Below are 15,591 nucleotides of genomic sequence, written 5' to 3'. Positions count from 1 at the left end.
CTACTGCTTGCGCGGCCAGGTATCGGCAAGCCGGTAGCCTGACGGCCACGGATCGGCCGGATCCAGCATCACTTGGTGCGTGCCGGTGACCCAGGCACGCCCGGAGATTTCCGGGATGATGGCCGGGCGACCGCCGACCGTCGCATCTGCCACGATGCGGCAATCGAACGTCGAATCGATGATCGAGTGGCCGACAAAACGCTGCCCCACCTTCATCTGCCCGCGCGCGTGCAGCACCGCCATGCGCGCCGAGCAGCCGGTGCCGGTTGGCGAACGGTCAAGCTTTGCCGGCTGGATCACCACAGTGTTGCGGCCATGCAGGACGCCGTCGCGTTCCTCGACCGGCAGCGTCAGCTGGCAGAACGAGATATGCGCCCATTCCGGGTTTTCTGGATGCGTGAAGCCAAGTTGCTCATTGGCCGCCCGCGTGATCTTGATGCCGGTTTCGGCCAGTTCGCGCGCTTCGTCCGGCGTCACTGAAAAACCGAGTGTGCGCGCATCGGTGATGACGAAGCTGTCGCCGCCATAGGCGGTGTCGACCGTGAGCGTGCCGAGCCCCTCAACCTCGATCTTCGCGTCGAGCTTGCCGGCAAAGGAAGGAACGTTGGTGACGGTGATGCGCTCTGCCTTGCCGTTGCGGCAGGTGGCGACGACATCGACCAATCCGCCAGGCGCCTCCAGCACCATTCTCGTCTCGGGCTCCTGCATCGGCACGATGCCGCTGTCGAGCAGCACGGTCGAAACGCAGATCGAGTTGGAACCGGACATCGGCGGGGTGTCCTCCGGTTCCATGATGATGAAGCCCATGGTCGCGCGCGGATCCTTCGGTGGCACCAGCAGGTTGATGTGGCGGAAGACGCCGCCGCGTGGCTCGTTGAGCACGAAATTGCGCAGGGTCTGATCCTCGGCAATGAAGCGTCGTTGCTCCCAGAGCGTCTTGCCCGGCGGTGGCGCCACGCCGCCGACGATAACATCGCCGACTTCGCCTTCCGCATGGCAGGAAACAATATGAATGACCTTGCTGCTGCGCATTTTTCGCCTCCACGCGATGCATGCGGACCGCATCCACATGCCTATGCCTTGATATCTGTACATCGACGCGCGGGAGAAGGGATCTCCCACGGCGACTGAAGAGCCGCCACCGCCGACGCGCCAACAGTCATAGAAATATTGGATCCAATATACAATGTGAAATATACGAAATTTTCGCGGTTGCCTCGGCCTCTGTTGCCCGGCCGCAGGAATGGACCTATGACCGGAAGGACGGCAGGCCCCGCACTGCCATAGCCAGAGACACAAGCCACCGGGAATTGGACGCGATGAAACTCGATGCCGTTGATATCAGGCAAGCCGCTTCCGCCGCCGATATCGTCTACGAGGCATTGCGCAAGGCGATCATCGAAGGCGCGCTCGCCGAAGGGGAGAACCTGCGGCAGGACCAGATCGCGCAGATGTTCAACACCAGCCGTATCCCGGTAAGAGAAGCGCTGTCGCGCCTTGAACAGCACGGGTTGATTACCACACAGCGCTACAAGGGCGCCGTCGTCGCCGGTCTTTCCATCGAGGAGATCGAGGAGATCTTCGAGTTTCGCGCCCTGCTCGAAGCCGAGGTCATCCGGCTCGCCGTTCCCAATCTGGATCGAAAGACGCTCGACCTTGCCCGCAGGCACTGTGACGAGTTTGGCAAAGAATCCGATTCGGCCAAGTGGGGCGAAACCAACCGTAATTTCCACTATAGCCTCTATGAGGCCGCGCGCCGGCCCTACTACCTACAGATCGTGCGCGCCTCGCTCGACCGCATCGATCGCTATCTGCGCGCCCAGCTGACGTTGACGGACGGCATGAAGCGCGCGGCGCGCGAGCATGAGGCGATCTTCGACGCCTGTGCCAAGGGGGATGCCGATCTGGCCTCCGCGCTGACGCGCGATCATATCCTCGACGCCGGACGTTCGCTCGTCGTTTTCCTGAGGGAACAGCGAGGTTAAGCGCCTCCTCGAAGGGTCGCAGCCATCTGGGAACGAGTTGTTCTTTTCTGCGCAAATCGTCTTTCAACTCTTGGACGTCCAAGGTTGACAAGGCGTCCCGAACCTTGAAAAGGTGAAGCTCTATCGAGACCGGTTGCGTTGGGAGGACTGGATGTCTGTGCGCGCGTTTTTCGGCCTTTCCACTCTCCTTGTTTCTGTTCTGACCGCTGGATATCCAGCTTTTTCGGCCGAGACGGGTCGCCAGGTCGAGATCACTCAGGACGCTGACTACTTCGGCTTCGATCTGCGGACCGAGCAGAATGTTTCCCTGGAGCAGTGCGAGACCGCCTGCATCGCGGATCAATCCTGCCGTGCGTTCACCTACAATCCCAAGGTGAAATGGTGCTTCCTGAAATCCGACTTCAACCAGCTGAACGACTTTGCGGGCGCCATCGCCGGCAAGGTCGTGCAGGCACAGGCCGTGCAGCCTGATCTTGGCGCACCACCACGTCTCTCCTTCCTCTCCGACCAGATCCTGCAGGATGCGCGCGACGCCAAGGCGAACCTTGCACTTGCCGACGACCAGCAGGGCTTTGGCGTCAACGGCCTGATCGAATCGGCGCGTGTTCTGGCGTCGTCGGGGACGATCGACGCCGCGTTGAAGGCATTCCAGGGCGCGCTTGCGATCACTCCCGACGACAGTGAACTGTGGCTCGAGACGGCACGCACGGCAAACCGGATCACCGGCAATACCGATGTGGCGACGCAGGCCGCTCTTGCAGCAATCAACGGCTATCAGTTGACCCGCACCGCCGAAAGCCGCGCCCATGCACTGGCAGTTCTCGCCAAGGCGCTGGAAAATTCCGAGAATTTCCGCGGCTCGCTCAATGCCTACAAGGCCAGCCTTGAGCTGGTGCAATCGAAGACGGTCGAGACCGCCTATCTCGACCTGAAAGAGCGCAAGCGCTTCCGCGTCATTGAAAATACCGTCGACGCCGACAGCGCCTCACCGCGCGCCTGCGTGCAGTTCTCCGAGCAATTGCTGAAGAGCGGCGCCGACTATGCCTCGTTCGTCACGGTCGATGGCGCTGCCGCAAAGGCGGTGGAAGCCAAGGGCGACCAGATCTGCGTCGAGGGTCTGTCGCATGGCCAGCGATATAAGCTGACGCTGCGCACCGGCCTGCCCTCGTCGGTCGACGAAGTGCTGGAAGCACCGGTTACTCTTGAGGTCTACGTCAAGGATCGCGGCCAGGTCGTGCGCTTTACCGGCGACAGCTTCGTGCTGCCGTCGACGGCGCGCCGCGGCATTCCGATTGTTTCCGTCAACACCGACAGCGCCAAGCTCAAGCTCTATCGGATCGGTGACCGCAGCTTGGCGCAGGTGCTGCAGAATTCGCAATTCCTGACGCAGATCGACGGTTACAGCGCCCAGCGCATTCAGGACGAAAGCGGCGAACTGGTCTGGGAAGGATCGATCTCCATCGAGAGCGTGCTCAACAAGGAAGTGGTCACCAGCTTCCCTGTCGATGAAGCCTTGCCGAAGCGCAAGGCCGGCGTCTACGTGCTGACGGCTGCGTCCGAAACCGGCATCAGCCAGGACTGGGATGCCCGTGCCACCCAATGGTTCGTCGTCTCCGACATCGGCGTATCGACCTACGCAGGCACCGATGGGCTGAATGTCTTTGCCCGGTCGCTCGCGACCGCCAAGCCGATCGAGGGCGTCGAGCTGCAGCTCGTCGCCAAGAACAACGAGATCCTCGGAACGGCGACGACCGACGGAGACGGCCGTGCCACCTTCACCGCGGGCCTCATCCGCGGCACGGCCGCGCTGACCCCCGCTGTGATCACCGCCAGGAACGGCGAAGACGATTTCGTCTTCCTGGACATGACCCGGGCCGGCTTCGACCTGTCGGATCGCGGCGTGACCGGCCGCGCCGCCCCCGGTGCGATCGACATTCTTGCCTGGACCGAACGCGGCATCTACCGTGTCGGCGAAACGGTGCATGCGGCAGCGCTCGCCCGCGACGTCAATGGCGAGGCGATCGAAAACCTGCCGCTCACCTTCGTGTTCTTGCGTCCCGATGGCGTCGAATACCGCCGGATGATCAGCGATGGCGGCAAACTCGGCGGTCACACGCTTGACCTTGATGTTCAGGAAAACGCCATGCGCGGCACCTGGACGATGCAGATCTTCACCGACCCCAAGGCCTCACCGATCGGAGAAAAGCAGTTCCTGGTCGACGATTTCGTTCCCGATCGCACCGAGTTCGATCTGACGAGCGAAGCCAAGGAAATTGCCATCGGCGAACCGGTACAGGTCGCCGTCGATGGCCGTTATCTCTATGGCGCACCGGCCGCCGGGCTTGAGCTTGAGGGCGAAGTCGTTCTGAAGCCCACACGCGAAAATGCTGCCTTCAAGGGATACTTCTTCGGCCTTGCCGACGAAGAGGCGAGCGAGGACACGCGCCTGCCGCTCGAAGAGCTCTTACCCCTCGATGACGAGGGCAAATCGACGTTCGAGGTCGCGCTCGCCGAAGTCCCATCCACGACACAACTCATCAATGCCAACGTCACCGTCCGCATGCGCGAGGCCGGAGGCCGTGCCATCGAACGCTCGCTGACGCTGCCGGTAAAGCCGGAAGGGCCCGTCATCGGCATCAAGCCGGAATTTTCGGGCGACCTTCAGGAGAACTCGGTCGGCAAGTTCCGCGTGATTGCCATCGACCCCGATGGCAGCAAGGCCGCCATGCCGGGCGCGCTCTGGAAGCTCATCAGCGTCGAGCGCAACTATCAATGGTACCGCGACGGTACCGCCTGGAAGTATGAACCCGTTGTCACCACCAAGCAGGTGGCGAACGGCACGGTCGATGTGACCGCCGATGGCGGCGAGATCTCAGTGCCCGTCGGCTGGGGGCGCTACCGTCTCGAAGTTGAGACCGCCGCCCTCGATGGGCCGACGTCAAGCGTCGAGTTCGATGCTGGTTGGTATGTCGCCTCGACATCGACAGAGACGCCCGATGGCCTCGAGATCGCTCTCGACAAGGAAAACTACTCCGTCGGCGAGACTGCCAAGCTCAAGGTTTCTCCGCGCTTTGCCGGCGAGTTGCTGGTGACCGTCGGAACGGAAGACCTGGTGACGACGAAGAGCGCGACGATTGCCGCCGAAGGCGGTGAGGTCGATCTACCCGTTACCGCCGAATGGGGCGCCGGCGCCTATGTGACCGCGACGCTCTACCGCCCCGGTGACGCGCAGGAAAGCCGCATGCCGATGCGCGCGATCGGCATCAAGTGGCTGACCGTCGATCCGGCCGAGCGCAAGCTCGCCGTCACCCTCGAAGCGCCCGAAAAGACCGAACCGCGCAAGCCGCTCGATATCAGCCTGCAGGTGGCAGGCGCCGGCGCAAATGAGGAAGCCTATGTCACGATCGCCGCGGTCGACGTCGGCATCCTGAACCTCACCCGTTACGAAGCGCCGGATCCGGCCGCCTGGTATTTCGGTCAGCGTCAGCTGGGTCTCGAAATGCGCGATCTTTACGGTCGGCTGATTGACGGCTCGCTTGGCGCGACCGGCAAGTTGCGCACCGGCGGCGATGGCGGCCAGGTGGCACTGCAGGGAAGCCCTCCCACCGAAAAGCTCGTGGCCTTCTTCGAAGGCCCGGTGAAGCTTGATACCGACGGCAAGGCGACCGTCAGTTTCGACATCCCGCAGTTCAACGGCACCGCACGTATCATGAGCGTCGCCTGGACGAAGTCCGGCGTCGGCCATGCGGTGCGCGACGTCGTCATCCGCGATCCCATTGTGGTGACCGCGAGCCTGCCGCGGTTCCTGGCACCCGGAGACCGTGCCGAACTCAGGCTCGATATCGCCAACACCGATGCGCCAGCGGGCGACTACCAGGTCCAGTTGACGACCAACGGGCCGGTCACCGTCGAACAGGCTGGTCCAAGCGAAACGGTCCGCCTCGATGCTGGCGGCAAGTCGGTCCTGACGCTGCCGCTGGTCGGCCAGTACCCGGGCGACGGCCAGGTCACGGTCCAGCTCACCGGCGCTTCCGGGCTATCCCTCGAACAGGCGCTCAACATTCCTGTGCGCCCGGCGACCTTGCCGGTGACCCAACGGCAGGTGGTCAATTTGGCGGCGGGCAGCAGCCTGACGATCGACGGCCAACTGCTGGCCGATAGCGTGCTGCAGGGCGCCTCGGTGTCGCTCAGCGTCACCCGCTCGGCCGCCTTCGACATTCCCGCCATCCTGATGTCGCTCGACCGCTATCCCTATGGCTGCGCCGAGCAAACGACGAGCCGCGCGCTGCCGCTGCTCTACATGAGCGAACTTGCCAAGCAGTCGGGCCTTGCCGATGACGACGAAGTGACGAAGCGGGTGCAGGAGGCGATCTATCGCGTGCTCTCCTACCAGTCGTCATCAGGCAGCTTTGGCCTGTGGGGCCCGGGTTACGGTGACCTCTGGCTCGATGCCTATGTCACCGACTTCCTGACGCGCGCACGCGAACAGAAATACGACGTGCCCGAGGCAGCCATGGTTCAGGCACTCGAAAACCTGCAAAACGGTCTCGGCTACGACACCAACGTCAAGGATCGTGGCAATGAAATTGCCTATTCGCTCTACGTGCTGGCGCGCAATCGCAAGGCGGCGGTCAATGACATCCGCTATTACGCCAACACGCTGATCAACGACTTCCCGACGCCGCTCGCCAAGGCACACGTCGCAGCAGCCCTCGCGCTCTATGGCGATGCCCAGCGGTCGCAGGAGATCTTTGCGTCGTCGGCCAACATGTCGACGGGCCTCGTCAATGTCAGCCTGTCGCGCTCCGACTACGGCTCTTCGCTTCGCGACGATGCGGCAGTCTTGGCGCTGGCCGCTGAAAGCCGCCCGGTTCCGCCGATCATCCCGGAACTGTCGAAGATCGTCGCACGGCAATGGGAGCAGAAGAAATACACCAGCACACAGGAACAGGCCTGGATGTTGCTCGCCGCACGCGCCGTTCAGGGCGGTGACGAAGACATGCTGCTCGACGTCAACGGCGCCTCGAAGAACGGCGCTTACGCCGCGCGGATCACCGGCGACGCCCTGCTGTCGCACCCGGTCGTGATCAAGAACGAAGGGGCTGACGCCGTCTCTGCCGTGGTGACCACGGTTGCGGCCCCGGCTCAGCCACTGTCGGCCGGCGGCGATGGCTTTGCCATCGAACGCACCTACTACACGCTTGACGGCGCCGAAGCCAATGTGAGCCAGGCAAGGCAAAACGAGCGGTATGTCGTAGTGCTGAAAGTGACGGAGACCAATGACTGGCCGTCGCGCGTGCTGGTGTCGGATCTGCTGCCGGCAGGCTTCCAGATCGACAATCCGAGCCTGGTCGACAGCGCCCAGTTGAGCAACTTCGAATGGCTCGGTGAGATCACCGCGACCCACACGGAGTTCCGCAACGACCGGTTCGTCGCCGCCTTCGACCGGACCTCAGGAGACAGCCGCGAGCTGACGCTCGCCTATGTCGTGCGCGCCGTGAACCCTGGTGTCTACGATCATCCGGCTGCAAGCGTCGAAGACATGTACCGGCCGCAGTTCTCGGCCCGCACCGCGACAGGGCGCATGGAGGTCTTGGCAGCGCAATAGGCCAAACGATGTCGATAGGGCACAAACTGCTGATCGCGATACCCGTCGGCCTGTTGCTGACGGGACTAGCGGCTTTTGCCCTCGATAAGGCCGACCGGGCCTTTCCGCCGCCGCTTGAGGCAGCCGGCATCGTCTCACGGGAGGTTCTCGACGCCGAAGGCCAACTGCTGCGGGCCTTTGCAACGCCTGACGGTCTCTGGCGGCTGAAGACGACTATCAATGACGTCGATCCGCAGTTCCTGCGCATGCTGGTCGCCTATGAGGACCAACGCTTTCGAGAACATGCCGGTATCGACATCCTCGCGCTCGGGCGCGCCGCGCTGCAATTCGTCAGCAACGGCCGCATCGTCTCCGGCGCGTCCACGCTTTCGATGCAGGTGGCGCGGCTGATCGAACCGCGCGAGCAGCGAAGCGTGACGGCCAAGCTGCTGCAGATTGCTCGCGCTATTCAGATCGAACGCCGGCTTTCGAAGGACCAGATCCTCGATCTCTATCTCAGCCACGCCCCCTATGGTGGCAATCTCGAAGGCGTGCGCGCAGCCAGCCTTGCCTGGTTCGGCAAGGAGCCGAAACGCCTTTCGGTCGGCGAAGCTGCCTTGCTCGTGGCGCTGCCGCAATTGCCGGAAAAGCGCCGGCCCGACAGAAATCACGCAGCCGCCGAGACTGCTCGCCAGCGCGTCTTGACCCGCATGGCCGTTGCCGACGTGATCGGCGAAGGCGAGGCTGGGCGCGCGGCGATGACCGCCATTCCGACGCGCCGCCTTCAGTTGCCTGCCTATGCCGCGCATCTGGCCGAGCTCGCGCTGCGCAAGCAGCCGACCGCCGTAAAGCATCAAACGACGTTGCGCCGCAGTGTTCAGCGCGGGCTCGAGGCGGTTGCGCGCGATGGCGCCGCCAAGTTGGGACCGAGGGTGTCCGTCGCCATGATCATGGCCGATGCCCGCACCGGCGAGATCATCGGCGAAGTCGGCTCGGCCGATTACTTCGATGCAAGCCGCTCGGGCTGGATCGACATGACGCGGATCAACCGCTCACCCGGATCTACGCTCAAGCCGTTCATCTACGGCCTCGCCTTTGAAGAGGGTTTGGTCAGCCAGGAAACCATCATCGAGGATCGCCCGGCCGACTTCTTCGGCTACCGCCCGCGCAATTTCGACATGAGCTACCAGGGCGACGTCAGCGTACGCCAGGCGCTGCAATTGTCCTTGAACGTGCCGGCGATCCGGCTGCTCGACGTCGTCGGCCCTGCCCGGCTGATGGTGCGGTTCCGCCGCGCCGAAGTGAAGCCGGTGCTGCCGGCCGGCGAGGCTCCGGGTCTCGCAATCGGCCTCGGCGGCGTTGGCATGACGCTGCGCGACCTCGTGCAGCTCTATGCGGGTCTCGCCAATCGCGGCTTCCCCGTGCGCCTCGGTGATGGCATCACGGGCACGGCTGGGCTGATCGACGGGGAGCCGCTTCTTTCCCCGGTTTCCGCCTGGCATGTCTCGGATGTGCTTTCCGCGGTTCTGCCGCCGGCGGGAAGCCGCCAGCGGGGTATCGCCTACAAGACCGGCACCAGCTACGGCTACCGCGACGCGTGGTCGGTCGGCTACGACGGCCGGTATGTTCTCGGCGTCTGGGTCGGGCGACCAGACAACGGCGCCGTTCCCGGCCTGACCGGCTATGGCTCCGCCGCGCCCATCCTGTTTGAAGGCTTTGCCAAATCCGGCCTGCCGATCACGCCGCTACCGGATGCGCCGGCCGGTGCCGTACGCATCTCGCAGACCGAGCTGCCGATCAGCCAACGCCGCTTCTCGATGACGGCAAGCGGGTTGGTCAACGCCTCGGCGCGCGAGCCAGCGCCACAGATCGTCTTTCCGCCCGAGGGCGCACGCGTCGAACTGGGCGCCAACCTTGAGACAATGTCGCCGCTGACCCTGAAGCTGCAAGGCGGTCGCGCGCCCTTCCGCTGGCTTGCCAATGGCAGACCGCTGCCCGACCCCACCCGCAGACGGACGACGCAGTGGCAACCGGATGGGGCCGGCTATTCCACCCTTACGGTGATCGACGCCATCGGGCGGGCGGCTAGTGTTCGCGTCTTCATCGAATAGCACTAAGCCGCATTCCTCAATTTCCGCATTCCGCTCGACGCGTGGTCGCGTGCGGCGATGCCCACTGGCACGCAGCCCTATCCGACACCCCCGAACCTCCAACACAGGAGCAACCGGCAATGGACCGGTAAATGGGCGAACAGCACCGCGTAAGATTCACGAAATAGTAAGTTTTGTCGGCAGAGGGTGCGGACGCTTGCGCCGTGCCGCCGCACAACCTCCGCTCGACAGCCTGTCTACGGTCGCCGAACGATGCTGATTTGAATGAAGGATTGCTTGGATGTCGAAGGCCATGACCGTCATCGTTGCCGACGACCACGCCATCGTGCGCGAAGGCTTGAAGATGCTGCTGTCGACGATGGCGGATGTAACCGTGGTTGCCGAGGCCGCCGACGGCGAGGCCGTGCAGGTACTTGCCCGCAGCGAACCGGCAGACCTTCTGGTCCTCGACCTCGGCATGCCGGGTGTTGCCGGCATCCAGTTCATCGCCGATATCAGGGCGATGGCGCCAAGAATGAAGATCCTGGTGTTGACCGCCAATGTCGAACCGAGGACGGTTCGCGCTGCCATCGAGGCCGGGGCCAACGGTTATCTCACCAAGAACGGCGACCCCGCCGAACTTGAAGACGCCGTAGATGCGCTCCGTGCCAACGACATCTATCTCGCCCAATCGATCCGCTTTGCCGTCAGCGACCCGGCCCGACAGACGCTGCCGTCGGCGACCGACGAAGCCCTTTCGCCCATTCCGCTCACACGGCGGGAGATGCAGATCCTCTCGCTCGCAGCCCAGGGGCTGACGGCACGCGAGATCGCCGAACGGCTTGGCATCAGCCCCCTCACCGCCCGCAAGCACCGCGAAAACCTGATGCGCAAGCTCAGCCTGCACAGCGCCGCCGAGATCGCCGCCTACGCGGTTCGCATCGGCCTGCCCATCGGCTGAGATCCGCATGCGACACCTGCTCCTATTGGTGACGTTCGCTTAACCACCACAATATTAGCAACGGGTTCGAAACGACGAAATACGACACCTGCCGTATGTCGCATCGATACAACCAAGCGTAGTTCTCCCCCTGCTCGAATTCCGGATTGAACGGATCGGGTTGAACGCCACGCTGCTGGAAAGGCAGCCGGCGAACCGGAGGAACCGCCATGCCCTCGATCGACCACTGGATTTCGTTTGCAGTCGCGACCGCGATCTTTGCCTGCATGCCGGGACCGGCCATTCTTTATATGACCGCGCAGACCCTGGCGCATGGGCGCAAGGCCGGCTTCCTCGCGGCGCTCGGCATTCATATCGGCTGCTATGTGCATATCGCCGCAGCAACGCTGGGGCTTGCCGCCCTTCTCGCTCACGCTCCGTTTCTCTATGCCGCAATCAAGCTTGCGGGTGCCATCTATCTGGTATGGCTTGGCGGCACGATGCTGCTCGGCATCGGCAAACATGACGGGCACAAGACGGACGCCAAGCCGGGTGTGCTGCGCGACAGCATCCTCGTTGAAATTCTCAACCCGAAGACGGCACTGTTCTTCGTAACGTTTCTGCCGCAATTCGTCGATCCGGCGGCGGCGATGCCAGTCACGCTACAGTTCCTGATCTTCGGGATGCTCGTCAACCTGGCGTTGTCTGCAGCAGATGCCGCAGCGGTGATGCTCGCGTCGCTCACACTTGGTCGTTTCACCGGCGGCCAAAACCGCCTGGTTCCGCGGGCCTGCGGTTCGATCCTCATCGGGCTTGGCATGCTGCTCGCAACGCAATCCGTTTGACGTGCGGACGCCGTGATCAAGTGCTGCCCCATGCCGACGTTCCATAAGCGGCGATCCCCTTTCCTATCGTGGCTGTTTCAGCGATGATATCGGCGCATTGAACGTCAGCGGAATGCTCGAAATCCTTCGGATGCCCATCGCCAAGGCATGGCCGGCGTCTGTGTGAGAGGAAGGCGGTCGCATGCTTAGTCTTGCCGAGATTTCCGATGCAGCCGAGAGCCTCCAGCGGGCCGAAGTCGATCGCCGCCAGATTGGTCTCTTGTCACTCAAGCACCCGGGTATGACTGTCGATGAAGCCTATGCGGTTCAATCCGCCTGGGTCCGGCGCAAGCGGGACCTCGGTCGACGGATCATCGGCTTCAAGATCGGCTTGACCTCGAAGGCGATGCAGCAGTCGCTCGGCATCGATACGCCGGATTCCGGCGTGCTGTTCGACGACATGCTGTTTGAGGACGGCGCGACCATTCCCGCTGACCGCTTCATCCAGCCTCGGGTGGAGGCGGAGATCGCCTTCGTGATGAAGGCACCGCTCAAAGGGCCGCGCGTCACCGTCTTGAACGTGCTCAACGCCACCGACTTCGTCATCCCTGCCCTGGAGATCCTCGACACCCGCATCCTCAGACGTGATCCCGAGACGCAACAGGCAAGAGGCATCGCCGATACGATCGCCGACAACGCCGCCAATGCCGGACTGATCCTCGGAGGGCGGCCGATGCGCGCGGACGCGGTCGACATGCGGTGGATGGGCGCGATCCTCTCGCGCAATGCCGAGGTCGAAGAAACCGGATTGGGCGCCGGCGTTCTCAATCATCCCGCGCGCGGTATCGCCTGGCTCGCCAACCGGCTGGCGCAATATGGCGATGCGATCGAGCCGGGGCAGATCGTGCTTTCCGGCTCGTTCGTGCGGGCAGTGGAAGCGCGCAGTGGCGACACATTCGTTGCCGATTTCGGCAGCCATGGCACGGTCAGCTGCCATTTCAGCCAGAGCGCGCCGCCTGACCAAGTGGCGACAACGGGTTAGTGCCCTTTGCTCACAGCGCTACTGCACCAGGATGGCGCGGAAGTCGTTGACGTTGGTCCCGGTCGGCCCCGGCTTGAAGATATCGCCAAGCGCATCGAAAGCGCTCCAACTGTCGTTGCGCTGCAAAAATGCTGCCGCATCAAGCCGCTGGGCGGCGAGCCGGGCGATGGTAGTGCCGTCGGCAAAGGCACCGGCATTGTCCTCGGAGCCGTCGATGCCGTCGGTATCAGCCGCGAGCGCCGATACGCCGCTCGCACCATCGATGCCGAGCGCCAGAGACAGAAGGAATTCGCTGTTGCGTCCGCCCTTGCCGGCCCCCCTTATGGTGACCGTGGTTTCGCCACCGGAGAGAACGACAACCGGCTTGGCAAAAGGCCGCCCGCGGCCCGCGACTTCGCGGGCGATTGCCGCGTGGACACTGCCGACATCGCGCGCCTCGCCCTCGATCGCATCCGACAGGATGATCGCCTCGATCCCGGCCTCCCGCGCCTTGGCGGCAGCGGCTTCGAGCGAGACGGAGGCGGAGGCGATCAGGCGCACGTCATTGTCGGCGAAGCGCGGATCGGACGGTGACGGCGCGTCGGCCGCCGGATCTGCGAGCCATGCCAGAACCTTTTCGGGCAGTTGCAAACCGTAGCGCTCGACGATCTTCAGGGCATCGGCGCGCGTGCTCGCATCCGGCAGCGTCGGGCCGGACGCGACCAGCGCCGGGTCGTCACCGGGAATGTCGGAAACAATGAGCGAGACAACCTTGGCAGGATAGGCTGCGGCTGCAAGCCGGCCACCCTTGATCATCGAGACATGCTTGCGCACCGCATTCATGGCACTGATCGGCGCGCCCGAGGCGAGCAATGCCCGGTTGACGGCAACTTCGTCGTCAAGCGAAAGCCCGGGCGGCGGCGCGGGCAACAAGGCAGAACCACCACCGCAGACAAGGGCGACGACCAGATCGTCCGTCGTCAGGCCGCTGACTTCGGCAAGCAGGCGTTGCGCGGCCTGAAGGCCGCTTTCGTCCGGCAGGGGATGCGACGCCTCCAGCACCTCGATGCGCTCGCAAGGGGCTGCGTAGCCATAGCGGGTGACGACAACGCCGGAGAGCGGGCCGTCCCAGTGACGCTCAAAGGCCTGAGCCATCTGGGCTGCACCCTTGCCGGCACCAACGACAACGGTGCGGCCCCTCGGCCGCTCCGGCAAATTGGCGGCGATCACCAATGCCGGATCGGCGGCGGCAACCGCCGAGGTAAACAACGTCTCCAGAAACCTGCGTGGATCGGTGATGGCTGGCATTGGTATCCCCCTGATAACGAAGTCGTCTCGGGCGGCGGTTCCTCCAACCGCCGCCCGGACACATGATCGGTCCGATGCAATGGGTCCACGGACGGATCATGCGCATTTATATGGCCGGCAACGGCCTCACGCGACCTGATGGTTCGCCATGCGCTCAAGAGCACGCACCAGGCCGGAATGGTCGAGCCCACTGTCGCCATTGGCGGCGCAGTTGTTGAACAGTTCCTGCGTCGCTGCCGTGTTCGGCAGCGAAATGCCGAGGGACTTTGCACCCTGCAACGCGAGGTTCAGGTCCTTCTGGTGCAGCGAGATGCGGAAGCCCGGATCGAAGGTGCGCTTGATCATCCGGTCACCATGGACTTCGAGGATGCGCGAAGAGGCAAAACCGCCCATCAGCGCTTCGCGAACCCGCGCGGGATCGGCGCCGGCCTTCGAGGCGAAGACGAGTGCTTCGGAAACCGCCTCGATGGTGAGCGCAACGATGATCTGATTGGCAACCTTCGTCACCTGGCCGTCACCGCAGTCGCCGACGAGTGTGATATTCTTACCCATCAGCTGAAACAGCGGCAGAGCGCGGTCGAAGCTTTCCTGCGAACCGCCGGCCATAATCGACAGCGAGGCGTTCTTGGCGCCGACTTCACCGCCGGAGACCGGCGCATCGACGTATTCCGCGCCGGTTTCGCGGACCTTCTTGGCGAACTCCTTGGTCTCGATCGGTGAGATCGAGCTCATGTCGATGACAAGCTTGCCCTTGGAGAGGCCGTAGGCGACGCCGTTCTCACCGAAGAGGACGTCTTTCACTTCAGGCGTATCCGGCAGCATCAGGATGATGGTGTCGACGGTTTCCGCAAGCGCCTTCGGCGTCTCGACGAATTTCAGGCCGTTGTCGAGGAGTTCCTGTCGCGGCGGGATGGCGAATTTCGAGGTGATGACCGTGTGTCCGGCATCCTGCAGATGGCGTGCCATCGGCGTGCCCATGATGCCGAGTCCAATAAAGCCGATCGTTGCCATTGTGCTTAACTCCTGATCTTGATGATATCTGCGGATTGCGTGCGCTTGCGCTCTGCCCCAAGCCAGCCGAGGCCTTCGGCTGTCGTGGTGCGCGGCTTGTATTCGCAGCCGATCCAGCCGTCGTAGCCTGCCCCTTCGAGCGCATCGAAGACGTAGGGGTAGTTGATCTCGCCGGTCCCCGGCTCGTTGCGCCCCGGGTTATCGGCAAGCTGGACATGGGCGATGCGGTCGGCAAAGCGCCTGTAGGTGCCGATGAGTTCACCCTGCGTGCGCTGCTGGTGGTAGAGGTCGTACTGGATGAACAGATTGTCGCTGCCGACCTCGTCGATGATTGAAGCGGCCTGCTCGACCGTGTTGAGATAGAATCCGGGAATATCGAAGTCGTTGATCGGTTCGATCAACAGGCGAATGCCCTGCTTGCCGAGTTCGCTTGCCGCAAGCCTGAGATTGGCGACCAGCGTGCTGCGCAGCACCTCTTCCGAGATGCCCGCAGGTGCGATGCCGACCAGGCAGTTGACCTGTTTGCAATCGAGCGCGGTCGCATAGTCGATGGCGCTCGCCACGCCCTTGCGGAATTCGTCGATCCGATCGGGAAGGATAGCGATGCCGCGCTCGCCGCCGGCCCAGTTGCCGGCCGGCAGGTTGTGCAGCACCTGCGTCAGCCCATAACGCTGCAGCTCGCCGCGCAAGCTCACCTTCTCGAATTCATAGGGGAAGAGATACTCGACACCTTCGAAACCGGCCTTGGCCGCAAGGGCAAAACGATCGAGGAACGGCGCCTCGGTAAACAGCATTGTCAGGTTCGCAGCGAACTTCGCCATGCGG

The 15,591-nt window shown here is 63.4% G+C and carries 10 protein-coding genes; 6 read left to right on the top strand and 4 right to left on the bottom strand.

Translation table 11 applies throughout. The annotated features are described in order from the left end of the window. Positions 1-1,032 (bottom strand): trans-3-hydroxy-L-proline dehydratase, encoded by a 1,032-nt coding sequence (locus AC1Q80_RS26105; protein WP_173423042.1) that lies wholly within the window; start codon positions 1,030-1,032, stop codon positions 1-3. A 287-nt stretch (positions 1,033-1,319) separates the two neighbouring features. On the opposite strand from AC1Q80_RS26105, the gene AC1Q80_RS26100 reads away from it, so the two are divergent. The 6 genes from AC1Q80_RS26100 to hpaH all read left to right on the top strand — a co-directional run bounded on the left by AC1Q80_RS26100 (position 1,320) and on the right by hpaH (position 12,468). Continuing rightward, a complete protein-coding gene (locus AC1Q80_RS26100) occupies positions 1,320-1,985 on the top strand; it encodes a GntR family transcriptional regulator (RefSeq protein WP_173423043.1) in 666 nt (221 codons plus the stop codon). Positions 1,986-2,136: 151 nt separating this feature from the next. Further along, positions 2,137-7,593, top strand: a complete 5,457-nt coding sequence (locus AC1Q80_RS26095) for an MG2 domain-containing protein (RefSeq protein WP_492362302.1) — start codon at positions 2,137-2,139, stop codon at positions 7,591-7,593. Positions 7,594-7,601: 8 nt separating this feature from the next. Continuing rightward, entirely contained in the window at positions 7,602-9,683 is a 2,082-nt protein-coding gene (pbpC, locus tag AC1Q80_RS26090) for a penicillin-binding protein 1C (RefSeq protein WP_492362301.1), read from the top strand. Between the two features lie 280 nt (positions 9,684-9,963). Then, positions 9,964-10,623, top strand: coding sequence for a response regulator (locus AC1Q80_RS26085; protein ID WP_492362300.1), 660 nt, complete (start codon positions 9,964-9,966; stop codon positions 10,621-10,623). A 209-nt stretch (positions 10,624-10,832) separates the two neighbouring features. Further along, positions 10,833-11,447, top strand: coding sequence for a LysE family translocator (locus tag AC1Q80_RS26080; RefSeq protein ID WP_492362299.1), 615 nt, complete (start codon positions 10,833-10,835; stop codon positions 11,445-11,447). Positions 11,448-11,628: 181 nt separating this feature from the next. Next, the gene (gene hpaH / locus AC1Q80_RS26075) at positions 11,629-12,468 is read left to right on the top strand and encodes a 2-oxo-hept-4-ene-1,7-dioate hydratase (RefSeq protein ID WP_492362298.1); all 840 of its coding nucleotides are present in this window, start codon (positions 11,629-11,631) and stop codon (positions 12,466-12,468) included. Between the two features lie 18 nt (positions 12,469-12,486). Here hpaH and AC1Q80_RS26070 read toward each other — a convergent pair whose 3' ends face one another. From AC1Q80_RS26070 to hyi, 3 genes are all read right to left on the bottom strand, one after another. Then, the gene (locus tag AC1Q80_RS26070) at positions 12,487-13,755 is read right to left on the bottom strand and encodes a glycerate kinase type-2 family protein (protein WP_492362297.1); all 1,269 of its coding nucleotides are present in this window, start codon (positions 13,753-13,755) and stop codon (positions 12,487-12,489) included. A 126-nt stretch (positions 13,756-13,881) separates the two neighbouring features. Further along, complete coding sequence (glxR, locus tag AC1Q80_RS26065; RefSeq protein WP_173423049.1) at positions 13,882-14,766, bottom strand: 2-hydroxy-3-oxopropionate reductase; 885 nt, start codon at positions 14,764-14,766, stop codon at positions 13,882-13,884. 5 nt (positions 14,767-14,771) lie between these two features. Then, complete coding sequence (gene hyi / locus AC1Q80_RS26060) at positions 14,772-15,587, bottom strand: hydroxypyruvate isomerase (protein WP_492362296.1); 816 nt, start codon at positions 15,585-15,587, stop codon at positions 14,772-14,774. Between the last annotated feature and the right edge of the window lie 4 nt (positions 15,588-15,591).

The organism is Ensifer sp. GW823-FHT05D09, from assembly GCF_058795755.1.
This window is presented reverse-complemented; position numbering and strand designations above follow the sequence as displayed.

What these genes read in the sequence shown, in the direction of transcription:
- AC1Q80_RS26105 (WP_173423042.1), bottom strand. Translation starts at nt 1,032, where the DNA reads ATGCGCAGCAGCAAGGTCATTCATATTGTTTCCTGCCATGCGGAAGGC.
- AC1Q80_RS26100 (WP_173423043.1), top strand. Translation starts at nt 1,320, where the DNA reads ATGAAACTCGATGCCGTTGATATCAGGCAAGCCGCTTCCGCCGCCGAT.
- AC1Q80_RS26095 (WP_492362302.1), top strand. Translation starts at nt 2,137, where the DNA reads ATGTCTGTGCGCGCGTTTTTCGGCCTTTCCACTCTCCTTGTTTCTGTT.
- pbpC (WP_492362301.1), top strand. Translation starts at nt 7,602, where the DNA reads ATGTCGATAGGGCACAAACTGCTGATCGCGATACCCGTCGGCCTGTTG.
- AC1Q80_RS26085 (WP_492362300.1), top strand. Translation starts at nt 9,964, where the DNA reads ATGTCGAAGGCCATGACCGTCATCGTTGCCGACGACCACGCCATCGTG.
- AC1Q80_RS26080 (WP_492362299.1), top strand. Translation starts at nt 10,833, where the DNA reads ATGCCCTCGATCGACCACTGGATTTCGTTTGCAGTCGCGACCGCGATC.
- hpaH (WP_492362298.1), top strand. Translation starts at nt 11,629, where the DNA reads ATGCTTAGTCTTGCCGAGATTTCCGATGCAGCCGAGAGCCTCCAGCGG.
- AC1Q80_RS26070 (WP_492362297.1), bottom strand. Translation starts at nt 13,755, where the DNA reads ATGCCAGCCATCACCGATCCACGCAGGTTTCTGGAGACGTTGTTTACC.
- glxR (WP_173423049.1), bottom strand. Translation starts at nt 14,766, where the DNA reads ATGGCAACGATCGGCTTTATTGGACTCGGCATCATGGGCACGCCGATG.
- hyi (WP_492362296.1), bottom strand. Translation starts at nt 15,587, where the DNA reads ATGGCGAAGTTCGCTGCGAACCTGACAATGCTGTTTACCGAGGCGCCG.